21 protein-coding genes are annotated in these 25,765 nt (G+C 66.0%); 14 read left to right on the top strand and 7 right to left on the bottom strand.

Annotation, left to right across the window (positions count from 1 at the left end; genetic code table 11):
- Positions 1-22: 22 nt before the first annotated feature.
- The gene (locus VCS63_RS13185; protein ID WP_042793429.1) at positions 23-1,108 is read left to right on the top strand and encodes a calcium:proton antiporter; all 1,086 of its coding nucleotides are present in this window, start codon (positions 23-25) and stop codon (positions 1,106-1,108) included.
- Here the strand turns inward: VCS63_RS13185 and VCS63_RS13180 are convergent.
- Complete coding sequence (locus tag VCS63_RS13180) at positions 989-2,308, bottom strand: FAD-dependent monooxygenase (RefSeq protein ID WP_323879987.1); 1,320 nt, start codon at positions 2,306-2,308, stop codon at positions 989-991. The genes VCS63_RS13185 and VCS63_RS13180 overlap by 120 nt on opposite strands.
- Before the next feature lie 138 nt (positions 2,309-2,446).
- Between VCS63_RS13180 and VCS63_RS13175 the strand changes: the two genes are divergently transcribed.
- Positions 2,447-3,367 carry a LysR family transcriptional regulator gene (locus VCS63_RS13175; protein ID WP_323879985.1) on the top strand — a complete coding sequence of 307 codons (921 nt, stop codon included), beginning with the start codon at positions 2,447-2,449 and terminating at the stop codon, positions 3,365-3,367.
- Positions 3,368-3,603: 236 nt separating this feature from the next.
- On the opposite strand, the gene VCS63_RS13170 is transcribed toward VCS63_RS13175, so the two are convergent.
- On the bottom strand, positions 3,604-4,071 hold the full coding sequence (locus VCS63_RS13170; protein ID WP_164793602.1) for a YMGG-like glycine zipper-containing protein: 468 nt from the start codon (positions 4,069-4,071) through the stop codon (positions 3,604-3,606).
- On the opposite strand from VCS63_RS13170, the gene VCS63_RS13165 reads away from it, so the two are divergent.
- The gene (locus VCS63_RS13165; RefSeq protein WP_323879982.1) at positions 4,070-4,435 is read left to right on the top strand and encodes a hypothetical protein; all 366 of its coding nucleotides are present in this window, start codon (positions 4,070-4,072) and stop codon (positions 4,433-4,435) included. The two genes, VCS63_RS13170 and VCS63_RS13165, sit on opposite strands and share 2 nt — an antisense overlap.
- Positions 4,436-4,478: 43 nt before the next feature.
- Here the strand turns inward: VCS63_RS13165 and VCS63_RS13160 are convergent, their stop codons facing one another.
- Positions 4,479-5,327, bottom strand: coding sequence for a DUF4189 domain-containing protein (locus tag VCS63_RS13160; RefSeq protein WP_323879980.1), 849 nt, complete (start codon positions 5,325-5,327; stop codon positions 4,479-4,481).
- 371 nt (positions 5,328-5,698) lie between these two features.
- Here VCS63_RS13160 and VCS63_RS13155 point away from each other — a divergent pair, with 371 nt between their 5' ends.
- The 5 genes from VCS63_RS13155 (at position 5,699) to VCS63_RS13135 (ending at position 14,580) form a co-directional block, all read left to right on the top strand.
- On the top strand, positions 5,699-6,262 hold the full coding sequence (locus VCS63_RS13155) for a hypothetical protein (protein WP_042793423.1): 564 nt from the start codon (positions 5,699-5,701) through the stop codon (positions 6,260-6,262).
- A gap of 197 nt (positions 6,263-6,459) precedes the next feature.
- Positions 6,460-7,137, top strand: a complete 678-nt coding sequence (locus VCS63_RS13150) for an N-acetylmuramoyl-L-alanine amidase (RefSeq protein WP_323879979.1) — start codon at positions 6,460-6,462, stop codon at positions 7,135-7,137.
- 104 nt (positions 7,138-7,241) lie between these two features.
- Positions 7,242-8,414 (top strand): efflux RND transporter periplasmic adaptor subunit, encoded by a 1,173-nt coding sequence (locus VCS63_RS13145; protein ID WP_063959651.1) that lies wholly within the window; start codon positions 7,242-7,244, stop codon positions 8,412-8,414.
- Entirely contained in the window at positions 8,411-11,488 is a 3,078-nt protein-coding gene (locus VCS63_RS13140) for a multidrug efflux RND transporter permease subunit (RefSeq protein WP_323879977.1), read from the top strand. The genes VCS63_RS13145 and VCS63_RS13140 overlap by 4 nt, the downstream gene beginning before the upstream one ends.
- The gene (locus VCS63_RS13135; protein ID WP_323879975.1) at positions 11,485-14,580 is read left to right on the top strand and encodes an efflux RND transporter permease subunit; all 3,096 of its coding nucleotides are present in this window, start codon (positions 11,485-11,487) and stop codon (positions 14,578-14,580) included. The genes VCS63_RS13140 and VCS63_RS13135 overlap by 4 nt, the downstream gene beginning before the upstream one ends.
- Before the next feature lie 9 nt (positions 14,581-14,589).
- Here the strand turns inward: VCS63_RS13135 and VCS63_RS13130 are convergent, their stop codons facing one another.
- The 3 genes from VCS63_RS13130 to VCS63_RS13120 form a co-directional block, all read right to left on the bottom strand.
- Complete coding sequence (locus VCS63_RS13130; protein WP_076813212.1) at positions 14,590-15,576, bottom strand: Bug family tripartite tricarboxylate transporter substrate binding protein; 987 nt, start codon at positions 15,574-15,576, stop codon at positions 14,590-14,592.
- A gap of 2 nt (positions 15,577-15,578) precedes the next feature.
- A complete protein-coding gene (locus tag VCS63_RS13125; protein ID WP_149064662.1) occupies positions 15,579-16,766 on the bottom strand; it encodes a CaiB/BaiF CoA transferase family protein in 1,188 nt (395 codons plus the stop codon).
- Positions 16,767-16,885: 119 nt separating this feature from the next.
- Complete coding sequence (locus tag VCS63_RS13120) at positions 16,886-17,824, bottom strand: hydroxymethylglutaryl-CoA lyase (RefSeq protein WP_063640763.1); 939 nt, start codon at positions 17,822-17,824, stop codon at positions 16,886-16,888.
- A gap of 201 nt (positions 17,825-18,025) precedes the next feature.
- Between VCS63_RS13120 and VCS63_RS13115 the strand changes: the two genes are divergently transcribed.
- The gene (locus VCS63_RS13115) at positions 18,026-18,754 is read left to right on the top strand and encodes an IclR family transcriptional regulator (protein WP_076817647.1); all 729 of its coding nucleotides are present in this window, start codon (positions 18,026-18,028) and stop codon (positions 18,752-18,754) included.
- A 479-nt stretch (positions 18,755-19,233) separates the two neighbouring features.
- On the opposite strand, the gene VCS63_RS13110 is transcribed toward VCS63_RS13115, so the two are convergent.
- Entirely contained in the window at positions 19,234-19,944 is a 711-nt protein-coding gene (locus VCS63_RS13110) for a TetR/AcrR family transcriptional regulator (protein WP_063959657.1), read from the bottom strand.
- A gap of 220 nt (positions 19,945-20,164) precedes the next feature.
- Between VCS63_RS13110 and VCS63_RS13105 the strand changes: the two genes are divergently transcribed.
- The 5 genes from VCS63_RS13105 to VCS63_RS13085 are packed head-to-tail and all read left to right on the top strand — an operon-like array spanning position 20,165 to position 25,669.
- Positions 20,165-21,424 carry an alpha/beta hydrolase gene (locus VCS63_RS13105; RefSeq protein WP_164795014.1) on the top strand — a complete coding sequence of 420 codons (1,260 nt, stop codon included), beginning with the start codon at positions 20,165-20,167 and terminating at the stop codon, positions 21,422-21,424.
- Positions 21,425-21,447: 23 nt separating this feature from the next.
- A complete protein-coding gene (locus VCS63_RS13100) occupies positions 21,448-22,347 on the top strand; it encodes a VOC family protein (protein WP_063640767.1) in 900 nt (299 codons plus the stop codon).
- 24 nt (positions 22,348-22,371) lie between these two features.
- On the top strand, positions 22,372-24,051 hold the full coding sequence (locus tag VCS63_RS13095) for an AMP-binding protein (RefSeq protein ID WP_164795013.1): 1,680 nt from the start codon (positions 22,372-22,374) through the stop codon (positions 24,049-24,051).
- The gene (locus tag VCS63_RS13090; RefSeq protein WP_042793413.1) at positions 24,048-24,524 is read left to right on the top strand and encodes an acyl-CoA thioesterase; all 477 of its coding nucleotides are present in this window, start codon (positions 24,048-24,050) and stop codon (positions 24,522-24,524) included. The genes VCS63_RS13095 and VCS63_RS13090 overlap by 4 nt, the downstream gene beginning before the upstream one ends.
- The gene (locus tag VCS63_RS13085; protein WP_063640769.1) at positions 24,521-25,669 is read left to right on the top strand and encodes an FAD-dependent monooxygenase; all 1,149 of its coding nucleotides are present in this window, start codon (positions 24,521-24,523) and stop codon (positions 25,667-25,669) included. The genes VCS63_RS13090 and VCS63_RS13085 overlap by 4 nt, the downstream gene beginning before the upstream one ends.
- The last annotated feature ends 96 nt before the right edge of the window (positions 25,670-25,765 follow it).

The following is a 25,765-nucleotide window of genomic DNA, read 5'->3' as shown; positions in this document are numbered from 1 at the left end:
CTTTCCGGCCGGCGGAGTCCAGATGAAAGCCATTCTGCAGTCCGAGAAACTCTTGCTGTTGGTCTGTGCGCTGGCCGCGGCCGGGTATCTGGCCGACGCCAGCCTCGGCGTCCACGGCCGGCTTGCCAGCCTGCTGGAGACCGCCGTCCTGATCGCTGCCATCCTGGCTGCCTCGCTCAGCGTGGCCCGCCATGCCGAGCGCATCGCACAAAAGCTGGGCGATCCCTACGGCAGCATGATCCTGACGCTGTCGGCGGTGCTGGTCGAAGTCATCGTGCTGGCTATCGTATCCGCCAGGGCTGGCTCGCCCACACTGGTCCGCGACAGCATTTATTCGGCCGTCATGCTGGACATCAACGGCATCCTCGGCGTGGCGGCCCTCATCGGCGGCTTCAAGCACGGCGAGCAGTCCTACAACGACGACTCCGCGCGCACGTACAGCGTGATGATCCTGACCGCGGTAACCGTATCCATGATTCTCCCGGAGTTCGTTCCCGACCCCAGCTGGCGCGCCTACAGCTGCTTCACCATAGCGGCAATGCTGCTCCTGTACGGTGTATTCCTGCGCATGCAGACCGGTCCGCACAGCTACTTCTTCAGCTACAGCTATCCGGACAAGAAAACCCGCCGGCCCTTGCCCGCCTCCGGCTATCCGAACAGGCGCCAGTCCGTGGCTGTCATGGCGATCGGCATCATCGCCGTGGGCGCGCTGGCAGAGCTGATGTCGCACTCTTTGAATCGCAGCCTAGACGGTATCGAGGTGCCCCACGGCCTGGTCGCCCTGGTCGTGGCTGGCATTTCCGCCGCGCCGGAAATGCTGACTGCCCTGCGCGCCGCGCTGGCCGACCGCATGCAGTCGGTCGTCAACATCGCGCTTGGCGCGTCGCTATCCACGGTGATCCTGACCGTGCCAGCCATGGAGGCCATGTCCTTGCTCTCCGGGCAACGCATCGACATGGCCATGACGCCTCTCCAGACGCTGATGATGCTAGCCACCCTGCTGGTGGCGGCAATCAACCTCAACGACGGCCAGACCAATGCCATCGAAGGCATGACGCACTTCATTTTGTTTGGCGCCTTCCTGATGCTGCTGAGCCTGGGCCTGTAGCCTCGCCCGTGAAGCGGAGCCCAGGTCCGTGGCCAAGGACATCGGCAGGCCTTGCGCCCACCCTGCTGCCAAGGCCTGCGCGTCACGCACGGGGTCCCCAGCCTTCGCGCGCTGGTCGCGGATACGGCAGGTTTGCGCATCGGTCGCGAACAAGCCTCGCGCAAACACCCGCGCCTGTTCGATCAATTGCGCAGTCTTGGGGCCGCGTATTTCCGCAAAGCGCGACAAGGCCGTGTCCAGTTCCCGGTCCGCGCCGCACAGGCATCGAGCCAGATGCCAGGCGTCTTCCAGGGCCTGGCACGCCCCCTGCCCCGACGTGGGCAAAGGCGCATGCGCCGCGTCGCCCACCAACAGCACATTGGCCCGGCTCCACGTGCTCAATGGCTCCAGGTCATGCACGGCGACCAGATGGATGGCGTGCGCGGGCGTCGCGCGGATGATGCGGCCGACAGGCTCAGGCCATGCCCCGAACCGCGCCTCGATCTCCTTGCGCAGATCTGTTACGGGCGCGGCCCCGGACAGAGGCCGCGCCTGTGCCGCCGCCCAATAGACCAACCCCGGCCGCACCGCCACGGCGCCAAAGCGCTCGCCCGCCCCCCAAAAATCCTGGATGGCAATGTCGTCAACCAATGCCCCGCTTGCCTCGGCCACGCCTATCCAGTTCACGAAGCCTTGATAGACAGGCGCGTTGTCTCCCGCGACGAACCGCCGCGCCACCGAATCCATGCGGCCGTCGGCGCCAATGATCAGATCCGGGCGGATGCGCGCGCCATTCTGGAATCGCGCCACGGCCCGGCCGTCGCCATCCAGATCGATCGCCGTCGCGCGATGGCCGTATTCGACCGGAATGCCGGCCCGCGCCGCATGGTCCAACAGGACCGTCTGCAGGTCGCGGCGCAGTATCGTGTGGGTCGGATACCCCATCATCCTGTCCAACAACCCGATATCCAGTCCTCCCAAAGGATTGCCCGCGGCGTCTTGACGTCGCATTGCCGATGGCCGTCCGCCCACCGCCGCGATATCGCGCAACAACCCCAGTTCGTCCAGCACGAAGCCCGCATTGGGCCAGAGGGTTACGCCGGCGCCCATGGTCGCGGGCGCCGCGCGGCGTTCGTACACGCGGGGCATATGCCCCTGTTCGCGCAAGGCCAGCGCCACGCTCAGGCCCGCGATGCCGCCGCCCAGTATTCCGATTTCCACCTAGTACCTCTCCTGTAAAAAGCCGCCCGGGCGCGCCGCCGACAACGACGGCCGGACGATAACGGCATCTTAGATTCCGCCATTTGAGATAACTAGCGTGTAAAAATGAACATCTTTAATATCTTGAATGGGATAATCATGCGCGCTGCGCTGGACCTGAATACCGTGCGCGTCTATGCGGCCGTCGTCGACGAACAGAGCTTCGCAGGCGCGGCGCGCGCGCTGGACCTGCCTGCGTCCAACGTCAGCCGGCACGTCGCCTCGTTGGAACGCAGGTTAGGTGTCCGGCTGCTGGAACGCAGCACCCGCCACTTGCGCATGACCGAGGCGGGCCGGCTCCTGTACGAACGCGCCAAACCCTTGCTGGAAGCGCTGCTCGCTACCGAGGAAGAACTCGGCGCCGTCCAGCGCGAGCTGCGCGGTCCCTTGAAAATGTGCATGCCCGGCGAAGCGCCCCGATTGCTGGCGCCCATCCTGGCCGAATTCTGCAGCCTGCATCCCTGCGTGGAACTGGAATGCGAGACGCGCATGAGCGGGCTGGAAGCGCTGCGGGAAGAAGACGTTGACCTCTCCATCGTTTTCCATCGCGGGCGACAGGACGACAGCGCTTTCATCACTCGCGAACTGGCCACGCTGCCCAGTATCGTGGTCGCCGCGCCCAGCTTGCTTGCCCGGACCGGCACGCCGCGCCATACGCGCGAACTCAAATCACTGCCCTGCATCACCACGCTGAGCGCGCTGAATGGCCAACCCTGGCAATTCATCGACGCCGCCGGCGACATCGTCAAAGTCCCGGTCCGCAGCCGCTACCGCGTAAACAGCGGCGAACTCGCAGGCGCGGGCGCGCGCCAAGGCATAGGCTTCGCGATATTGGCCGCCTTTTCCTGCCAGGAAGAGCTTGCCGCCGGACGCCTGGTGGAAGTACCGCTGGATCTGCGGCCGGCGCCACTGCAACTGCTGGCGGCTTACAACCACAGGCACTCGGTGACCGCGCGCGTGCGGGCGTTACTGGAATTGATGCAACGTCGTTTGAATGCTGTGCGCCTTGGGCACGGCTGACACTGCCCTTGAACCACGCCAGCCCGCGCACGAGCGGCAACCGCCAGCACGCACAGGCCTTTGCGATCGTGGTGGAATTGGCGTTTTACTCGTCAGGCGCCGCCGTCGCCCCTGACGCCAGCGAGGGATTGCGGCTCATCCCGCGCCGCCCAGATCGGCGTACGCGCCGGCCAAGACCGCCTTCGCCCCGAACACGCGCCAAAGTGGCGAAGAGAGTACACAGAGGAAACAGGAATTCACTGCGTCACTTGATACCCCCGCTGCTGCATGCAGTTGCTATACGCGGAGGCCGCAGCCGCATTCTGCTGCGACGCTTCGGCGCGATCCTGGCGGCGGTCCTGGCGTTGCCGCGAACCGCCCACGACCATGCCTGCGGCCGCCGCGTCTTTCGCCTGGTTCTGCCGGTACTGCTGCTTGGCGTCGTCGCTCATCCGGTCGTAGACCTCCTCGTGCTGATTGCCGCGCGCGCCGGCTACTGCCGCACCCGCTGCCGCGCCCGCGGCGGCGCCACGGACCCGGCCGCCGGATTTAGGATCGTTTGTGCTGGCGCTGGCGCCGCTGCCTGCCAGAGCCTGGCATGCGCTGATGTCCTGCTGGGTGGTTTGGGGCGACTGGCCTTTGAGCGGCGTTACTGTCTGGGCGGCCGCGCACAGGCAGAACAGCGAAAGTAGCGTCGCGGTACAGGGGCGTATGGACTTTTTCATGAAAAACTCCATTGATGTTGGAAGCCCTCGGCATTTCAGTGTAGCTCTGCCCAGGGAGCGCATCGCCGCGAAGTGCATCGAATACCTCGCCGCGATCTCCCGCTTGCGCGCCGCGGCTTCCGACCTGCTGGCCGCCAGCCGGGGCGCAATGCAGGCAGAAGCCGCGCTTCGGCTGTACCGGCAACTGGCGCTATTCGTGGGCGAGAACTTTGCCCATAAGCACGTAGAGGAAACGCTGCACAACCAAGTGTTGTGGTCCTGCTACAGCGACGAGGAACTGCGCGCGCTGGAAGGCTCCATCGTGGCATCGCTGCCGCCGTCCGAGAACCTCTCTGCATCATGCGCTGGATGGTTCCGGCCATGACGCCGGCCGAGGCCGCCGTGCTGATCGTGGCCTGAAGCCTCGATCAATTTGCCTTCTCGTCCTCGCCCTTGTACCCGCTGATGTAAGCCCGTCCGGAGCAGCGCACGAAGGCCACGCAGCTCAGCCCGCCGCTCTTGGCATCGCACGTAGCGCGCGCTTCATTGCGCGCCGCCACCGGATCGGGATTCTTCGCTGTAAAACTGGTGCCCCGGCCCTTGCTGCCCTTGCCCCAGGCCATGCCCACGCAGGTATCGGTATAGGTGAGGACCGTGCGGCAGCCCACGCAATCTTCCCACTTGAGCAAGGCGTCGACCGCCTCCTTCTCGCTCGGGTAGCCATCGGCATAGGTCAACTGACCGGAATCCTTCTCAGCCACCGACCCCCAATAGCCGCGCGTGTCCAGCTTGGCCGACAAGGCTTCAAGCTGGGCCGGCGTAGCGGTGTTGGGCGCCTTGAGGTCAGCTTCGCTGTAGCCGGGGCCTACGCACAAAGGCATGACGGCAAGCTTGCACTTGCCGTCGGCGCTGTCGTTGGTGCAGGTGCGGATGGCCTTCTTGGCGGCGACTTCGGACGACACGCTGTTGCCCCAGAACAAGTCGCTGCGCGAGTTGCGCGAAAACGCCACGCAGCTGTCCGAGAAATTGGTGACGCTCTTGCAGCCCCTGCCTCCGGCCTTGTTGCACTTGGCGAGCGCGGCCTCCTGCGCTTCCTTGGTGGAAGTTTCGGGCATGGCCCAATACAGCTTGGCGTGCGCTTCGTCGGTAGCCACCGCGCCGTATAGCGTGTCGGCGTGCGCCGACGGCGCCGCGGCAATGCCCAGCGCCAGCGCAGCGGCGCCAGCCAGTGCGGCTGCGGTGGAACGGAATTGGACGAACAATCGCGCGAGCATCATGGGTGTGCAATATCCAGTGGTTATGGCGCGGTGCGCCCCCGCGAAGGCTTGTCGCCGGGACGCCCCCGGGGCGCAGAACGCGCGGATCGTAACACGTTACAGTTTGTCTTCCACACTCCGATTTTCAGCGTTTCGAGGTATTACGTAACCAATTCCGCACGCGCCAAAAGCTGATGCGCCACTATTTTTTCGGTACCATTGCCGCCTCTCGGCTCGGCACAATGCGCTGGCGAGTGGTGGTCCGCCGTCTTCGGCAGCCACCCGGTTCGACGATACGTATCGTTACTGGCAGAAACTAAAACAAGACAAAATCTTGCGGCCGCTGAATTATGTTGCGGCACGCCGGATCTTTGAGGGAGCTTGGGCTCAGCATGAATAAATCGCGACTCCGTTCGACCTGGTTGCTGGCCCGTGCCTTGCCGGTGTCGCTGGCCACGGCCGCCTTGGCCGGCTGCGCGCCGATGCCCACGGGCGGCAGTTCCACGCTGCCCTCGCTGACCAATATCTTCTCGTCCGGGCTGTCGTTCTCGCCCAGCGTAAACGTGGCCAAGAACATGAAGGGCCGGCCGGTCGCCGACGCCATCACGGCGCTGGGCGAACCGTCGAAAAAGCGCGGGGTCGGCAACACCATGGAGCTGATCTGGTCCGACTACCAGACGGCGCCCTATACCGAATGGGTCTCTACCGGGACTTCGCAACAGGTGGTGGGCATGATTCCGGCCACATCGACCAGCGCCGCCACCCCCGTGTTCCAAAACACCAACCATGGCTATTACAACAACCGCACCCAGGTTTACGAATGCACCGTGGTGATGCGCATGCAGAACAGCGTCATCATCGATAGCCAGGTGGACGGCAACGTATGCCCCGAGTTCATCGCCGCGCTGCGCAAGTGGGCGGGTGAACGCGAAGCCAATAACTACCGCAGCAAGTAAGGCAAAGAAACGCTTTGCCGGGCAGGCATGGAATCCCTAGCCCGAATCCCACGCAGGCGGATACTCGATTTGGAGTATTGCCCGGCCTGGCCAGTGCTGCAAAAGTCACTGGCAGCGGTTCCGGGGCCACCGTGCTGTCGATCAAGCTGCCGCAGGCGCCCTCCCCGCAGTACCCATGAGGACTCAGGAGGTGTTCCATGAACCCCAAGAATTTCCATTTCGTCCTTCCGGCCGAAAAGCGCCCGTCATTCAGTCCGCTGAACGAGGAGGTGCACCCTGAATTCGGCTGGCTGACCGCGAACCGCTCGCGATCGCGCGGGGCGGACGTCTTCGCCGTGATCGACACAATCGTGGTTCACGCCACGGCGGGTTACGCCACGCAGCACGCCATCGATAATTGGAAGGCCAGAAAGGCGAGCGCCCATTGGATCGTCCCGGATGAAGACGAGCCTCAGCATGGCCACTTCGTCTGGTCCGTGGTCGCCGAAGCCAAGGCGGCATTTCACGTCGGGGACGTCGACTACCGGCCGCACCTGGGCCAGGGTCCCAACGTCAACAACCGCAGCCTGGGCATCGAGATCGTCAACACCCAGGACGTCCAGAACTACACGGACCCTTATTCGGATTGGCAAGTCGAGGCGACTGCCCAGATCATTACCTATGCCTGGAGCAAGTACCCCAACCTGAAGCATGTCATTTCGCACGCCAAGCTGGACCCGAATCGCCGTTCCGACCCGGGCAGCAACTTTCCCTGGCCCAAGCTGGAGGATCTGGTGCTATCCCATACCGCGGTGGCCCAGCGGAATCCGCTGGTGTTCGCGGCCTATGCCGGAGCGCCGCGCGTCGAATACCCGGGGAACTGCTGCGGCCCCTGATCGGGGTCTTGTCCTTCCTGACATTTCGCTGACGCAAAAACGCGAATAGTTATTATTCATATAGAATCCGGACTGTCCGCAACCCCCACCGCCTGGCAGTCCCGATGTCCCTGCCCCCTTCCACGGGCCCTCACTTTCCACGCAAACGCCTGATCGTCCTCGCCGTCGTCCTCGCATCGACGGCCTTGATCGTTCTGGCGTACATGTATGCCGGATCCAAGGGTTCCCCCGCCGCGCGCCCGCCCGAGTATGGGCAGATGCCGGTAGCCGTCGCGGTCGCAGCGGCCAGTGCTGGTCCGCTACAGCGCGACCTGCATGCGCTCGGAACCATCACGCCGCTCGCGCAGGTGATCCTGCGCAGCCAGGTGGATGGCGAATTGCTCAAGCTGCATTTCACCGAAGGCCAGGCCGTCACACGCGGCCAATTGCTTGCGGAGATCGATGCGCGCCCCTACCTTGCGGCGCTGGCCGCCGCCGAGGGCGAACTCGCGCGTACCCAGGCGCTCTTGGAGAACGCCGAGGCCGATCTGCAGCGCTACCGCAAACTGGCGCGCCAGGAAGCGGTGGCGGGCCAGCAACTGGATACCGCCGAAGCTCAAGTGCGCGCGTATGCCGCGCAGCGGCAACGCAACCAGGCCCAGGTGGCCGACGCCCGGCGTCTGCTGGAGCATACGCGCATCGTTGCGCCCCACGCCGGCCGCATTGGCCTGCGCCGAGTCGACGCCGGCAACCACGTGCGCGCGGACGACGCCAACGGTTTGACCACGCTGGTCCAGACCCGGCCGATTTCAGCCCTGTTCAGCCTGTCCGAGACGCGCCTGGACATCCTGCGCCAGGCCCAGGCCAAGAATGCCGCGCTGCGCGTGCAAGCCTGGGACGCGGACGATCGCCAGTTGCTGGCCGAGGGCACGCTGGAAGCGCTGGACAACCGTATCCAGGCGGCCAGCGGCACCGTGCGCCTGCGCGCGCGCTTCGCCAATGCCGACGAATCGCTGTTTCCGAACCAATTCGTGAATATCCGCCTGGCCGTCGTGCAACAGGACAGGGTCATTTCCATCCCCACGGCCGCGGTGCAGTACGGATCCGAAGGCGCATTCGTGTTCGTGATCGGCGAGGACCTGCGCGCCAGCCGCCGCGTCCTGACCCTGGGCCCCGCCAACGCCGGGCGCATCGTGGTGCAGGCGGGCTTGGCCGAAGGCGAACGCGTGGTGGTCGAAGGCGTGGACCGCCTGCATGACGGCCGCGATGTGCAAATTGTCGAGCAGCAAAATCCATGAGCCTGTCGCGCCCCTTCATCCTGCGCCCCGTCGCCACGTCCTTCCTGATGATCGCCCTGCTGCTGTCCGGAATTCTGGCATGGCGCATGTTGCCCGTGGCGGCGCTGCCGCAGGTGGACTACCCCATCATCCAGGTGACGACGCAATATCCCGGCGCCAGTCCCAATGTCACGGCGCGCACCGTCACCGCCCCGCTGGAACGTCGGTTTGGGCAGATACCGGGCCTCAAGCAGATGTCGTCCACCAGTGGCAGCGGCATCTCGGTGATCACCCTCCAGTTCTCGCTGGACGTCTCGCTGGGCGTGGCCGAGCAGGAGGTCCAGGCCGCCATCAGCGCCAGCGGGGCCTTGCTGCCCAACGATCTGCCGACGCCGCCCGTGTACCGCAAAGTCAACCCCGCGGACGTGCCCATCCTGACGCTGGCGGTCACTTCCGATTCCCTGCCCCTGCCGCAGGTCTATGACCTGGTCGACACGCGCATGACGCAACGCCTGTCCCAGTTATCCGGCGTGGGCATGGTCAGCCTGGCCGGCGGCCAGCGGCCGGCGGTGCGGGTGCAGGTCAATCCGATGGCACTGGCCGCGCGGGGCTTGCAACTGGCAGACGTGCAGGAAGCCATCAGCAAGGCCAACTCAAACCAGCCCAAGGGCAGCTTTGACGGCCCGGTGCGCTCGGTCATCATGGATGCGAACGACCAGTTGCAAAGCGCCGAGGAGTACCGCGAACTGATCGTGGCATGGCGCAATGGCGCGCCGGTGCGGCTGGGCCAGATCGCCACGGTCGAGGACGGCGCCGAGGACCGTTACCTAGCCGCATGGGTGGACAAGCAGCCGGCCGTGCTGGTCAACATCCAGCGCCAGCCCGGCGCCAACGTCATCGCGGTGGCCGACCAGGTCAAGGCCCTGTTGCCCCAACTGACCGCCAGCCTGCCCGCGGCCGCGCAGGTCCGGGTGCTGACCGACCGCACCGAGAGCATCCGCGCCTCGGTCCGGGGCGTGCAATGGGAACTGGCGTTCGCCGTGGGCCTGGTCGTGCTGGTGACGTTCCTGTTCCTGCGCAACCTGCCCGCCACGCTGATTCCCAGCCTGGCCGTGCCGCTGTCGCTGATCGGCACCTTCGGCTTCATGCATCTGGCGGGGTTCTCCACCAACAACCTGACGCTGATGGCGCTGACCATCGGCGCGGGCTTCGTGGTGGACGATGCGATCGTGATGCTGGAGAACATCGCGCGCTACCGCGAACAGGGACACAGTCCCATGTCGGCGGCGCTCAAGGGCGCCGGCCAGATCGGCTTTACCCTGGTGTCCCTGACGCTGTCGCTCATCGCGGTGCTGATTCCGCTGTTGTTCATGGAGGACGTGGTCGGCCGGCTGTTCCGCGAATTCGCCGTCACGCTGGCGGTCGCCATCCTGATATCGCTGGCGGTGTCGCTGACGCTTACGCCCATGATGTGCGCCCGGCTGCTGCCCGCGCACGAACCGTCGCGGCCCGGGCTGCTGGACCGCGTCCAGGCGCGCTATGCCGGCTGGCTGGACCTGACCTTGCGCCATCAGCGCCTCACGCTGGCGGTGATGCTGGCGACCGTGGCGCTGACCGCCCTGCTTTACGTGGCCGTACCCAAAGGCTTTTTCCCGACGCAGGACGGCGGCACGCTGCAAGGCGTGACGCAGTCCTCCCAAAGCACCTCGTTCGACGCCATGTCGCGGCGCCAGCAGGCAATCGCCGAAACACTGCTGGCGGACCCGGATGTGGCGAGCCTGTCGTCCTTCATCGGGATTGACGCCATGAACACCACGCTGAACACGGGCCGGCTGCTGATCAACCTGAAGCCCTGGTCCGAGCGCAGCGCGCCGCTGGCGGACATCATGGCGCGGCTGGATGCGCGCGCCCGCGAAGTCCAGGGCATTTCGCTGTTCCTGCAGCCGGTGCAGGAGCTCAACATCGAAGACCGCGTCAGCCGCGGCCAGTATCAATTCACGCTGACCTCGCCAGACAGCGAGCTGCTGACCCGCTGGAGCAATGCACTGAGCGCTCGGCTGGACCAGGCGCCCGAACTGGCCGGCATATCCACGGACCTGCAAGGCGACGGACGCCAGGCATACCTGCAGGTCTCGCGCGACGCCGCGGCCCGGCTGGGCGTAACGATGGACGACATCGCGCAGACGCTCTACAACGCCTTCGGCCAGCGCCAGGTCGCCACGCTGTTCACGCAGTCCAACCAGTACCGGGTCGTGCTGGAAGTGGATCGCAAGCTGGCGCTGAACCCCGACGCTCTGGAACGCATCCATCTGCAATCCGAAGACGGGCAAGCGATCCCGCTGTCGGCCCTGGCCACCGTCAGCGAACGCGCGGTGCCGCTGGCCGTCAACCACCTGTCGCAGTTTCCGGCGGTCAACCTGTCGTTCAACCTGCCTGCGGGCGGTTCGTTGGGCGCCGCCATCGCCGCCATCGAGTCGGCACGGCAGGAGATCGGCATGCCAGCCAGCGTGGAGCTGCGGCTGCAAGGCGCCGCGGCGGCCTTCCAGGCCTCGTTGTCGAACACACTGTGGCTGATGCTGGCCGCCGTGGTCACTATGTACCTGGTGCTGGGCATGCTGTATGAAAGCGCCATCCACCCGGTCACCATCCTGTCTACCCTGCCCTCGGCCGCGGTCGGCGCGCTGCTGGCGCTGCTGCTCACGGGACGGCCGCTGGACCTGATTGCAGTCATCGGCATCATCCTGCTGATCGGACTGGTGAAGAAGAACGGCATCATGATGGTGGACTTTGCGCTGGAAGCCGAACGTTCGCGCGGCCTGGCGCCGCAGGCCGCTATTCGCGAAGCCGCCCTGCTGCGCCTGCGGCCCATACTCATGACTACGCTCGCCGCGCTGTTCGGCGCGCTGCCCCTGATGCTGGCCACAGGTTCGGGCGCGGAATTGCGTCAGCCGCTAGGCTGGGTCATGGTGGGCGGGTTGCTGGTCAGTCAGGTGCTGACGCTTTTCACCACGCCCGCCGTATATCTGTTCTTCCATCGCCTGGGCCAGCGGCGCCCAGCCTGCACCAAGCCCGGGGTTGAAGGCCCCGCGCCATGATCCGCGCCCTGCTGCACCGTCCCACCGCCTGCATCTTCCTGGCGATTGCGCTGACGCTGCTGGGCGCGGTCGCATGGCGGCTGCTGCCCGTGGCGCCGCTGCCCCAGGTCGACTTCCCCACCATCGAAGTGCGGGCAGAATTGCCAGGCGCCAGTCCTGAAAGCATGGCCAGCACCGTGGCCGCGCCATTGGAGCGGGCGCTGGGCAGCATCGCAGGCGTCAGTTCGATGACCTCGTCCAGCAACCAGGGCGCCACCCGCGTACAGCTGCAATTCGATCTGGACCGCGACATCAACGAGGCCGCCCGCGACGTGCAGGCGGCCATCAATGCCGCGCGCGCGGAACTGCCTGCCGGCATGCCGGGCAATCCCGGCTACCGCAAGGTCAATCCCTCCCAGGCGCCCATCATGGCGTTGGCGCTGAGCTCCGCTACCCGGCCCGCGGGCGAACTTTACGACCTGGGTTCGACCGTGCTGGCGCAAAAGATTTCGCAGATCAATGGCGTGGGCGAAGTGACCATGGGCGGCAGTTCACTGCCTGCCGTGCGTGTGCAGGTCAACTCCAATGCCCTGGCGCACTACGGCGTGGCACTGGACGACGTGCGCCGCGCCATCGCCGACGCCGCGCCGATGTCGCCGCAGGGCCAGCTGGATTCCGCCAGCCGGCGCTGGGAAGTCGGCACGCCCGAACAACCCCGCGCCGCGCGCGACTACGAAAGCCTGATCGTGCGCCACCAGGATGGCGCGGTGATCAGGCTGTCGCAGGTGGCGCGGGTGAGCGACTCGGTAGAAAACCGCTACAGCAGCGGCTTTCACAATCGCAACCCGGCTGTGGTCTTGACCATCAGCCGCCAGCCCGGCTCGAACATCATCGAGACCATAGCCGCGATCAACCAGGCCTTGCCCGGCCTGCGCGCGCTGATGCCGGCCGATGTGGACCTGACGGTGGCGCTGGACCGCTCGCCCGGCATCAACGCCACGCTGCGCGAAGCGCACATCACGCTTGCCCTCGCCACGGCGCTGGTGATCCTGGTGGTGTGGGCGTTCCTGGGCAATGCGCGGGCGGCGGCCATACCCAGCGTGGCCATCCCGGTGTGCCTGATCGCCACCTTCGCCGTCATGTACCTGTGGGGCTTTTCGCTGAACAACCTGTCCTTGATGGCGCTGATTGTTGCAGCCGGCCTGGTGGTCGATGACGCCATCGTGGTGCTGGAGAACATTTCCCGCCACATCGAGCGCGGCCTGTCGCCACGCAAGGCCGCGCTGCGCGGCGTGCGCGAAGTCGGATTCACGCTGGTGGCCATGACCGTAGCGCTTAGCGTGGTCTTCGTGTCCATCCTGTTTATGGGCGGCCTGGTCGAACGGCTGTTTCGCGAGTTCTCGATCACCTTGGTCGCCGCGACCGTCATTTCCCTCGTGGTGTCGGTCGCCATTATTCCCAGTCTGTGCGCCCGATGGCTGAAACCCCCGGGCCCCGCGGCTTCCGAGCCAGATCGGCGTCCCTCGCGCACGCAGGCGGTCTTCGGCCGCATCCATGCCTGGTACGGCGATACGCTGTGGCGCGTGCTGGGCCATGCCCGGTTGACGCTCTTGCTGCTGGCGGGCGTCGTCGGGCTGACGGTCCACCTGTACGCGCAGGCGCCCAAGGGATTCCTGCCGGTGCAGGATACCGGCCAGCTCATGGGATTCGTGCGTGGCGACGACGGCTTTTCGTTCCAGGTCATGCAGCCCAAGATCGACATGTACCGCCAACTGGTGCTCAAGCACCCCGCCGTGCAGGACGTCATCGGCTACAACGGCGGCAGCCTGGGCATCAGCAACTCGCTGTTCCTCATCCGCCTGAAGCCCGCCGCCGAGCGCAAGGAATCATCGACGCAAGTCATCAACTGGCTGCGCTCGAACGCGCCCCCGGTCCCCGGCGGCATGTTCTTCCTGAATGTGGACCAGGATCTGCGCATGCCAGGCGGGTTCGGCAACTCCGGCGACCACGAACTGGCCATCATGGCCAGCGACGTGCCAGCGCTGCGGCAATGGTCCCGCAAGATCTCCAAGGCCATGCAGGAGATCCCGGAACTGCGCGACGTGGACGCGGAGGGCGATGGGGCGACCCAGCAGGTGGTTATCGATATCGACCGCGCCGCCGCGCAGCGCCTGGGCGTGGACATGGGCACCATCAGCAGTGTGCTCAGCAACTCCTTCAGCCAGCGCCAGGTTGCCACGCTTTACGACGCGATGAACCAGTACCGCGTGGTCCTGGAACTGGATCCGCGCTACACCGAGGATCCCGAAGTGCTGGAGCAGGTACAGGTAGTGGCCGCGGACGGCACTCGCGTGCCGCTGACGGCCTTCGCCATTTACGACTATGGGTTAGTGAACGACCGCGTGTTCCACGACGGCCTGTTTGCGGCCGTGGGGGTGGGCTTTTCCCTGGCCGAGGGCGTATCGCTGGAACAGGGCCTGGCCGCCATAGACGCCGCCATGGCCAAGCTGATGGTGCCATCGCACATCCAGACCCGCCTGGGCGGCGACGCGCGCAACTTCCAGCAGAGCCTGCAGGACCAGCCCTGGCTGATCCTGGCGGTGCTGGTGGCGATCTACCTGGTGCTGGGCATTCTGTACGAAAGCCCGCTGCATCCGCTGACGATCCTGTCCACCCTCCCGTCCGCCGGCGTCGGCGCGCTGCTGGCGCTGCGGCTGGCCGGGATCGAATTCACGCTGATTGCGCTGCTGGGCTTGTTCCTGCTGGTGGGCATCGTCATGAAAAACGCCATCTTGATGATCGACTTCGCGCTCAGCCTGGAACGGCGCGAAGGGTTGACGCCCGAGCAGGCCATTCACCGCGCCGCCATGCTGCGGTTGCGGCCCATCGTCATGACCAATCTGGCCGGCCTGCTGGGCGCCCTGCCCTTGGTGCTGGGCATGGGCGAAGGCTCGGAGCTGCGCCGGCCGCTGGGCGTCGCTATTGTCGGCGGCCTGATGATCAGCCAGTTCCTGACGCTGTACACGACGCCTATCGTGTATTTGGCGCTGGAACGGCTGCGGCTGAAATGGAAGGCGGCGAAACCCGGACGTGAAGGATATCCGCCGCCGTGAGCGCCCGCCTCATGCCGCTGTCTGGATCCCGGCTTCGCGTATCAGGCGCGCCCACTTTTTCTGCTCGTCCAGGATGTAGCGCTGCGCGGACTCCGGCGATCCGCCCATGGCCGTGCTGCCTTCGGCGGTGAACATGGCCACGGTGGCCGGATCGGCCAGCACTTTTTCCACGACCGCATTGATGGCTTTGACTACCTCGGGCGGCGTGCCTGCCGGCGCAACCAGCGCCTTCCAGTCCAGCGCCTCGAATCCCTCGTAGCCCGATTCGGCCACGGTGGGCACGTCTGGAAGGATGGCCAGGCGCGCGCGGGAACTGACGGCCAAGGGCCGCAAGACCTTGCCCTTGAGCATTTCCTGCGCGGCCTGCGGCGTGGCGAACATATAGTCGGTGTTGCCGCCCAGAAGATCATTGAGCGCGGGCGCCGCGCCACGATAAGGCACGTTCAGCACCTGGAACTTGCCTTGATAGGCGAGCAGTTCGCCGGCCAGATGGCCCACCGTGCCGGAACCCGCCAGGGCCTGCTTGATGGCGCCGGGTTCGGCGCGCGCGTCCTTGATCAGATCGGCCAGGGTCTGCCAGCGCGCATCGGCCTTGACCACCAGCACCACCGGCAGCGAGGCGATCAACGACACCGCGGCAAAGTCCTTTTCGGCGTCAAAGGGAATCTGCGGCATCAGGGCGGGATTGATGGCCAGGTTGGCGGTCTGCCCCAGACCCAGCATGAAACCGTCAGGCTTGGCCTTGGCCACGAAATCCATGCCGATGTTGCCGCCCGCGCCCGGTCGGTTTTCCACCACGACCGACCACCCGGCCATTGCCGTGACCTTGGCCGCAATGGCGCGCGCCACCGAGTCCGTGCCGCCGCCAGGCGTATAGGGAACGATGAGGCGCACGGGCCGGCCGTCCGGATAGGCGCGCGCCGTCTGGGCGCGCAGCGGCATGGCCGCGGCGCAAAGCGCGGCGCCCAGGAAGGCGCGGCGGGATAGCGTGATCATGGTTAGTCTCCTTGTGTAATTTGCCTTGCTTTCAAGGCCGCGATTTCATCGTCGCGATAGCCGACGCCGCGCAGCAGCGCGTCGGTGTGTTCGCCCACCGCAGGCGGCTGCAGGCGTATTCCGGGCTGGACGCCGCCCAGCGTGAAAGGAGCGAGCGGCACGCGGGATTGGCGTCCGTCTTCCAGGGTGATGGGCGCCAGGCCGCCCGTCGCCGCAAGATGCGGATCCTCGAACAACTGCTCGGGCCGCGTGATCGGGGCGAACGGCAGCCCTTCGCGTTCGAACACCGCCGCGAGCTCGTCCGCGCCGCGGTCCGCGAGGTGCGAACGCAATTGCGGCATCAGCCAATCGCGCGCCTGCACACGGTCGTTGTTGCTGGCCAGGCGGGGGTCGGCCAGCAGCTCGGCCAGGCCGAAGGCGCGGCAGAAGATGCCCCACTGCTTGTCGCTCACCACTGCCAGGAAGATCTGCTCGCCGCCTTTGACGGTGAACACGTCGTAGATGGCCCAGGCTGAAATCCGGCTGGGCATGGGAGCGGCCGCGCGGCCGGTGACGGCGTACTGCATCATGTGCTGACCCACCAGGAATACGTTGTTCTCGAACAGCGAGGCCTGCACCTCCGTGCCCACGCCTGTCTGCTCGCGCTGGGCCAGCGCTGCCATGGCGCCGATGGCCCCGAACATGCCGCCCATGATGTCGTTGACGCTGGCCCCCGCGCGCAACGGATCGCCGGGCCGGCCCGTCATGTAGGCCAGGCCGCCCATCATCTGGACGACCTCGTCCAGCGCCGTCCGGTGCTCGTAAGGACCGGGCAGGAAACCCTTGTGGCTCACGTAGATGAGGCGGGGATTGCGCTGTTTGAGCGTGGCATAGTCCAGACCCAGCTTCTCCATGACGCCCGCCTTGAAGTTCTCGCTGACGATGTCGGCGGAATCGATCAGGCGCAACGCCGCTTCGATTCCTTCGGGTTGCTTGAGGTCCAGGGCGATGCTCTTCTTGTTGCGGTTGAACATGGGGAAGAAGCCCGCTCCCGACCCCAGCAAGCGGCGCGTGCTGTCGCCCCCCACGGGTTCGATCTTGATGACTTCCGCGCCCAGGTCGGCCAGCAACATGCCGCAGGTGGGGCCCATGACCATGTGGGTGAATTCGACGACACGGATGTGTTCGTAGGGAAGGCGTTGCTTGGACATGAGTGTGCTTCTTCTGCAAGTGACGGCCGGCCCGGGAAAGCCGGTACAGCCGCGCGTTTCGGGCAAGGCGCCCTCCTGGCGAACGCCCCGTGGTTCCAGGCCTGCGGGCCGACGAGCCGTCAAGGCTGCGGAACGAATCCTTTGGGCAAGCCGGCGTCCGGGGTCATGCCATACAGCGGCTCGCCCGGCAGGCCAGCGGCCAGCGGCGCGCGCGCGGCCACGATGTCATCCAGGCCTATGCCGGTACGCACGCCCATGGCCTCGAACATGAACACGAGGTCTTCAGTCACAACGTTGCCCGAAGCGCCCGGCGCATAGGGGCAGCCGCCCAGTCCGCCCAGCGAGCTGTCGAACGTGCGCACGCCTTCCTCCCATGCCGCCAGGCAATTGGCCAGGCCCAGACCGCGCGTGTTGTGCATGTGGGCCGCGCCGGCCTTTTCTCCCAGTTCAATCCGCAAGCGGCGGAACAACCGGCGCACCTGCGCGGGGTTGGCATAGCCCACGGTGTCCGACAGCCCGGATTCGTCTGCGCCCGCGGCAACGCATAGCGCGGCCAGGCGGATGACGTCGTCCTCCGGCACCTTGCCCTGCAGCGTGCAGCCGAAGGCCGTCGAAATGCCAGCCTCAAGCTTCACCCCGGGAGCCAGCTCGTCACGAAGCCGGGCGATCGCGCGCACCTCATCCACCATCGCCTCGGGCGTCTTGCGCACATTGGCCAGCGAATGCTCGCGGCTGGCCGAGACCGGCATGGTGAGTTTGTGCACGCCAGCCCGCAGCGCCGCCTCCGCGCCGCGCAGATTGGGCACCAGGGCCATGACCGTCAGCCCTTCGTGGCGCAGCGCATGGCGCACTACTTCGGCGGCGTCCGCCATCTGGGGCAGCAGGCGGGCCGGCACGAAAGAAGCGACTTCGATCTCGCGCACGCCGGCCGCGACCAGTGCATCGATCCAGCGCAGCTTGTCCGCCGTCGGCATCGTTGTCTTGACCGATTGCAGGCCGTCGCGCGGGCCGACTTCGCTGATCAAGACCTCAGGCGCTTGGGCGGGGTGCGTCGTCATGGTTGGGTGCCTCCATAAATTCTATCTTATAGAATGACGTTTCTTTAGATAGAATTATCAAATCCAGCACTTAGGCCTGTCAAGCGCCGAGCATCCAGGGAAAACCACGATCCCCCCGCCGGGGCAACGCCTACAATGCCCGGATTCGTTCTAAAGGATGGAATATGGCCCTGCTTGTGGATCGACCTGCCGGAGGCGCGCATGCCGCGTAAAGCCGCCACGGAATCGCTCGCCGACACCGACGCCGCGCAAGGCGGCGTGGCCGCGGTGGACCGCGCGCTGAGTTTGATGTCAGTGTTTGCGCCCGGCGACAAGGCCCTGTCGCTAAGCGAGCTGGCCGACCGCACTCGCCTGTACAAAAGCACGGTCTTGCGGCTGCTGGCCTCGCTGGAGCACGCCCGCTGGATTCAGCGCCTGGACGACGGGCGCTATGCCCTGGGCGGGGAAATCGCGCGCTTGCATGGCATTTACGCAGCGTCGTTTTCACTTGAGCAGGTGGTCGTGCCGGTGTTGCGTGACCTGGTCGCGGCCACAGGTGAAAGCGCGGCCTATCACGTCCGCCAGGGCGATGCGCGCCTGTGCCTGTACCGCGTGGATTCGCCGCACCCCGTGCGCGACCATATCCGGGCCGGCGATCTGCTGCCGCTGGATCGCGGCAGCGGCGGACGCGTCCTGACTGCCTACGACCCGGTGCGTGGCCGGGCACCGGGGCCCGAACAGGACTTGTATGCCCGCATCCGGGCCGATGGCTACTTCGCCGCCATGGGCGACCGCCTGGCGGAAGTGGCGGGTATATCCGTTCCCGTCTTCCTGCTCAACGGCGACATTGCCGCTGCGGTGACGCTAACCGCGCCCGTCCACCGCTACGTCGCCGCGCACCTGGCCGCGGTGCAGGAAGCGGCGCGGCGTCTGACCGGGAAAGTGGGCTAGCGGACCCGGGCGCGGCGGGCGCTGCTGCGGCCAGGCAGTACAAGAGAACCCGTTTTGTGAGACAGGGTTCTTGAGTCGCCGGCGTCCGGCCTGCGGGATTTCGATGCTCGCCCCGGTGGGGCTGCGCTTCGGATCCCTCCGTCCGGCCACCGGCTTACGGCATCTGCCCATGAACGGGATCTAAAGCCAATGCATCAGGCGACTGCCAGCCGAGGACCCCGGAGCCATCCGAAGCGCAGCCCCACCGGGGCGAGCATCGGAATGGCGCAGGGCAGCCTCAGCGGCTAATGAACTCCGGCATCCGCAAGCTCGAAGCCCTAACGATTCAGTTTTGTGAGACAGGGTTCTTGAGTCGCCGGCGCCCGGACTGCGGGATTCCGATGCTCGCCCCGGTGGGGCTGCGCTTCGGATCCCTCCGTCCGGCCACCGGCTCAAGGTATCTGCCCATGAACGGGGGGCTGAAGCCAGCGCATTAGAAATCAAGGCTGCGGCCCGCCAGGCAGCACCAGCTTTTCCAGGTAGTCCAGATCCTCCCGCACCAGCCGCAAGGACTCGCGCACGTCTGGCGACCGAGGACGCCGGGATGCGTCGCGCAGCAACGATTGCACGGCCATGTCGGCCATGATGGCCGCGACTTCGGCTCGGCTCAGGCGGCCATCCGGCTTGTACCACCAGGCCGACCAGTTGCACATGCCGATGAGGCTGAATGCCGCAACGTGTGGATCGACCATGCGGAACTGGCCGTCGCGTATGCCGTTTTCGATGACCCGGCTGAAATTCTCCAGAACGTTGCGGCGCGAGGCCTGCACGGCCGCGCGCTGCTTGGGCGTCATGTCGGCCTCGGTCCGGTCGGCCACGCGGAATTCGGCGGTGCGCGACAGGATCAGGTCGGCGTGTTGCGTGACCAGGGCGCGCAGCGCCTCGACAGGGTCCAGGTCCTCGCGCGTTGCGGTCTCGCCGGCCATTTTCTTGGCCGCGCTCAGCACGTCTTCGGTCAGCGAACGCAGGATCGCGTCCTTGCTCTTGAAATAGTAATAGACGGCGGTGCGGCTCAGGCCCAGGGACTCGGCAATATCCTGGATGCTGGTGCCGCCCGTGCCGCGCTTGATGAAAAGCGTGGCCGCGGCGTCGAGTATGGCGGTGCGCAGCGCTTCGCCCTTCAGCGCTCCCTTGGTGCTTGCGTCGTTCACGTTGCGATGTTCCTCGAATAGACCGTCCGGGACGGTCCCGTCCCGAAATTATGGCATGGGGCCATTCGGTCCCAGGCCGCGCCCGTCCACACTTTCCCGCTCTTGGGTCCCTCATTTTTGACGCCGCTGTCAATTTTTTAAATTTAATTGACACTAAAGTCAAATATTCGTCTAATACGTCAAAACCGAGGTCCACGGACCATCGCCCCAGGAGACGAATGTGACTACCGCCGCCCCCTCCAGCCAGATCACCGCCGGCTTTCTCAACACCGACTGGAACCCCCGCGACCTGCCCGCCGGCGCCTCGACCCGCAACGTCGTGCTGCGCACGGCGGACGGCGCCGCCACCTCTGGATCGCTGTACCAGCCGGCCGGCGCGCGCCCCGATACCGTGGTCTGCGTCATGCATCCGCGGGAATTCATGGCCTGCCATTACCTGATTCCGGACATCGTCGGCGCCGGTATTGCCGCCTGGTCGCAAGGCGCCCGTTCCGTCGGCAACGACCTCAGGCTGGAACATGAACTGGCATTGCAGGACGTGGCCGCAGGCCTGCGTTTCCTGCGCGACCAGGGATTCAAGAAGATCGTGTTGCTGGGCAATTCCGGCGGCGCGGGCCTGTATGCCTACTATGCGCAGCAGGCCGGCCTGCCGGCCTCCGAACGCGTCGCCCGCACGCCGGGCGGAAAGTCCAGCGGCCTGGATGAACTGGACATGCCCGAGGTACACGGCCTGGTGCTAGTTGGCCCCCACCCCGGCCAAGGCTCGCTGCTGCTGAACTGCATCGATCCGTCCGTCGCCGACGAGAACGATGCGCTCTCGATCATGCCGGAACTCGATCCGCTCTCGCCGGACAACGGCTACCGGCCCAAGGGCCAGGCGCGCTACGCGCCGGCATTCGTGACGCGCTACCGCCAGGCGCAGCGCGACCGGGTGGCCCGGCTGGATACGCTCGCGCGGCAGCTCATCGCCGACCGCCTGGCTGCCCGCGCCGACGTCAAGAGCGGCGCCGATGCGTCCGCCGAGCGCCGGCGCCAGGCCGCGCACACGCCTGTGCTGGTGGTCTGGCGCACCGATGCCGACCTGCGTTGCCTGGACCTGAGCCTGGATCCTTCCGACCGCCACCCGGGCTCTCTGTGGGGCAAGGACCCTTACGCATCGAACTACGGCGCCGTCGGCTTCGCCCGTTTCTGCACGCCCGAAAGCTGGTTGTCGACCTGGTCCGGCCTGTCTTCCAACGCCAGCATGGCGCGCACCGCCAGCGGTATCAATCAACCCACCCTGATCATCGAATACACCGGAGACCAGGCCTGTTTCCCTTCCGACGTGCGTGCCATCCACGACGCCATCCCCGCGCCCGACAAGACCCACCTGCGCATCCGGGGCGACCATCACGGCCGCGCCCTGGCTGACAGTGAAGAGCCGGGACGCTACGCCGCTGGCCGCGAGCTGGCCGCCTGGCTGCGCACGCGTTTCCTGTAATCCGAATGCCGACGGAGCAAGCCATGACTGCAACCCCCAATACCCCCGCCCCGCTGCGCCTGCACGGCGTGGACCATACGGCGCGGCCCACCTGGCGCCTGCGCGAAACGGTCGCGTTCTATCGCGACATACTCGGCCTGCCGCTGGTCCATGTGATCTCGGCGCGCGGCTGGGGCCCCGCGACACATCCGGATTTCCTGCACTTCTTTTTTGACAGCGGCCAGGGCAGCACGATTGCGTTCTTCTATTACCTCGGTTCGGACGAACCCGAGGCGCTGCACGGACGCAGCAACATGCGGCCACTGCCGGAAGACCACGTGTTCGACGCCACGCATACCGCCTGGTTGGTTGAAAGCGAGGACGAGCTCAAGGCCTGGAAACAGAAATTGCAGGATGCCGGGCTCGAAGTCTCCGTGGAGACCCGCCATGAGGTAATCGAATCCATCTACGTGCGCGACCCCAACGGCTACTTCATCGAATTCACGCGCAAATTGCGCCCGCTGGGCGAGGTCGACGCTATCGACGCCGACCTGACGCTGCGCGCGGCCATGCAGGCAGAAGCCGACGCGGAATCGGCCGGCGGCAGGATCCAGCACATCGACGACATCTGGTCGCGCAAGGCGGCGTTGTTGGAGGAACGGCTGGAACTGACGGATGACGCCGCCGGATCCCGCGTGCGGATCTTCGTGCCGCGCGTCGAGGAATTCTCTTCATTGGTGCAGGACGCCTCGGCACGCGAAAACTGCACCGTCGTGCCGGGCGAACATTTCGACTGCATCGTCGCCGACGGCACGGTGGAATTCCAGCGCAAGACCCTGGGGCTCAAGCCGGCCGTCTGGTATGGCTTGTTCACCGGCGGCGTAAGCGGCACGATCGACGTCCTGGACCGCGACCGCGTCCGGATCTCGTCCGCGCGCCACTGAGACACGGGCCTGGAGGAGACAATCATGCGAGATATACGCCACCCCATAGAGGGCGTGATCTATCACCATCCCGAACGTGCCCGCCAGTACTTCGCCAGCGGCGCCTGGGAACGCTCGACCGTGGGCGCGGCGCTGCAGGCCACCGCCCGCCGGTGCCCTGAGCGCACCGCGCTGATCTTCGACGAAGGCAGCCTCAGCTTCCGGGAATTGGACGAACAGACCGACAGGCTGGCGGCCGCCTTGCTCAGGCTGGGCCTGGCGCCCTCGGACCGAGCGATATTCCAGATGGGAACCACGCTGGAAACGGCGCTGGCGCTGCTTGCCTGCTACAAGGCCGGGATCGTCCCCGTCTGTTCGCTGCCGCAGCATCGCGAACTGGAAATCGGCCAGCTCACGCGCCAGACCCGCGCTCGCGGATACTTCGTGCAAGCCGATTTCGGCAAGTTCGACCTGCCCGCCTTCGCCGCCGGCATGCTGGCCGCCAGCGACACGCTGGAACACCTGATCGTGGCGCGCGGCGACACCCCGCACGGCATATCCCTGCGCAACCTTATGGACGCCATGCCGCTGGCCGATGCCCGCCGCATCCTGGCGGAGCGGGGCCCGGGCTGCGAAGACGTGCTGAGCTTCCAGCTGTCGGGCGGCACGACCGGCATGCCCAAGATCATCCCGCGCTTCCATGCCGAATACCTGGGCCATTCGCTGGCCTGCGCCCGCCGCTACAAGATGCAGGATGACGACCGCATCATCTGGGCGCTGCCCTTGCTGCACAACGCGGCCCAGGTCTATGTGCTGATCCCGGTAATAGCCATGGGCGTGTCCGCGGTGCTGATGCCCCGGGTCGACGTGCCGCGCATGCTGGAGCTGATCGAACGCCATCGCGTCACGCGCGCCATGTCCATCGGGCCCATAGCCCCGCAGATCATGGCCTTCGCCGACCTGGCGCGCTATGACCTGTCCAGCCTGCGTCTGTTCATCACCATGAGCGCGGCGGACCGGCTCGAAGCCCACCTGAACGTGCCGTGCTCCAACCTGTTCGGCATCACGGAAGGCTTGCTCCTGGGATCCCCCGCCGACGCGTCCGAGTACGAGCGCCACCACACCCAGGGCCGCTCGGGCTGCCCGGAGGACGAGATCCGCCTGCTGGCGCCCGGCACGGAAGAGCCCGTCGGGGACGGCCAGATGGGAGAGTTGTGCTTTCGCGGACCCGCCACCCTGCCGGGTTTCTTCGACGCGCCGGCAGCCAACGCGGCGGCGTATACCTCCGACGGCTTTTACCGCACTGGCGACATGATGACGGCGCGCGTGGTGGATGGCGCCACCTGCTACGCCTTCGAAGGCCGCCTGCGCGACAACATCAACCGCGGCGGCGAGAAGATCGGCTGCGAGGAAGTCGAGGCGCTGGTGGGCGCCCATCCCGCAATTTCGGAGGCGCGCCTGGTGGCCATGCCCGACCCGTTCTATGGCGAAAAAGGCTGCATCTTCATCATCGTGAGGCCCGGCCAGGCCGCTCCCAGCCTGACCGAACTGGCGGATTTCCTCACCAGCCAGGGACTCGCCAAATACAAATGCCCGGAACGCATCGAACAGATCGACGCCTTCCCCGTCACCAAGGTTGGCAAGCTCGACAAGGCCGCCTTGCGCCAGACGGTTGCGGAAATGCTCAACCAGGAGGCCGCCCGGGCCCGAGGAGACCAGCAATGACCAGCACTGAGCACGTCGTCAGCGAGACGCCGTTCATCGTGCGCCGCCGCGTCAAATGGGGAGACTGCGACCCTGCCGGCGTCGTCTACACCGTGACCTTCGGCGAATACGTGCTGTCGGCCGCCGAGCTGTTCTACGGTCAACTTTTCAATGGCACGCCGCAACGCATCAAGGACGAACATGGCTTCGGCACACCTACGCGCGCGCTGTCTTTCGACTTCCAGGCCTCGCTCTGGCCCGACGAGGAATTCGACATGTGCGTCAGGGTCGAGGAGATCCGCACCCGCACCTACACCTTGCACGTCGCCGGTAGCGTGCGGGGCCAGCCCGCCTTCGACGCCAGGCTGACCCCGATCTGCGTGGCGCGGGGCGAACGCCGCGCCATCGAAGTGCCCGCCGCCCTGCGCGGCGCGCTGCAGTCCTATCAGGAAGCCTGCCTGCAGGCCGAAGCAAACAGGAGTCAGGAAAAATGAAGATCGCCGTCATCGGAGCGGGCCCCGCGGGCCTGTATTTTTCGCTGCTTGCAAAAAAGCATGCCCCGGAGCACGAGATCACCGTGTATGAACAGAACCCGCGCGGCGCCACTTACGGCTGGGGCGTGGTGTTCTCGGACATTGGCCTGTCCTTCCTGCGCGAGGCCGACCCGGACTTCTTCCGGGCCTTCGTCGCGCACCATGAACGCTGTGACTACATGGAGATCATCCATCAGGGCGCCCGCGTCCAGGTGCAAGGCAACCATTTCTCGCGCACGGCCCGCATCGACATGCTGGCAGTCCTGGAAAAGGCCTGCCTGGAGGCCGGGGTGCGTATCCTGCACGAACAACGGATCGAGGACGTGGAACGGCTGGCCTCGGAAGTGGACATGGTCGTGGCCGCCGACGGCAGCAACAGCGCCGTGCGCAAGCAATTCGCCGAACACTTCCGCCCCAGCTTCGAACGCCGCCGCAACAAGTTCGCCTGGTACGGCACGCGCCAGCGCTTCCATCCCGTGTCGCTGATCTTCCGCGATACCGGCCACGGCATCTTCATCGCGCACAGCTACCAGTACAGCAAGGATCTGAGCACCTTCCTGGTGGAAGTCGACCCCGAAACCTGGCAACGGGCAGGCCTGGACACCGCCAGCGAAGACGAAAGCCGCCGCTACTGCGCCGACGTGTTCCGCGCCGACCTGGGCGCAAACGAACTGCTCAGCAACCGTTCGCTATGGTTCGAGGCGAACATCGTGCGCAACGAACGCTGGTCGCACCGCAATATCGTGCTGCTGGGCGATGCCTTGCGCACGGTGCATTTTTCGCTCGGGTCCGGCACCCGCATGGCGATGCAAGATGCGATTGCGCTGCATCAAGGGCTTGCGCAGCATCCCGACGACGCGCAGGCCGCCTTCGCGCATTTCGAGACGCAGCGCCGCCCTGCTTCCGCCAACTTCCAGGCGGCTGCCGCGCGCAGCCTGGACTGGTACGAGAACGTGGCGACGAAGATGGACCTGGATCCGGTGTCCTTCGTCTACGACTACATGCGCCGCACCGGCCAGGTCAGCCATGAAGACCTGCGCCAGCGCGATCCGGGCTTCGCCGCGGCCTACGAGGCACTGCATCCGGAGGCCGCAGCCCTGACCTGACCCGACTTGCACAAACCTTGCCGTGACGACCGGCCCGGGCGCGTATTTCCCCGCGCTTTCGGCCCAAACATAAGCGACGCCCCAAGGCGCCGCAAC

Source organism: Achromobacter sp. D10, assembly GCF_035282245.1.
Lineage (GTDB): Bacteria > Pseudomonadota > Gammaproteobacteria > Burkholderiales > Burkholderiaceae_B > Achromobacter > Achromobacter insolitus.
Note: the sequence above shows the minus strand (reverse complement) of the source record. Positions and strands in the feature narration are given on the sequence as shown.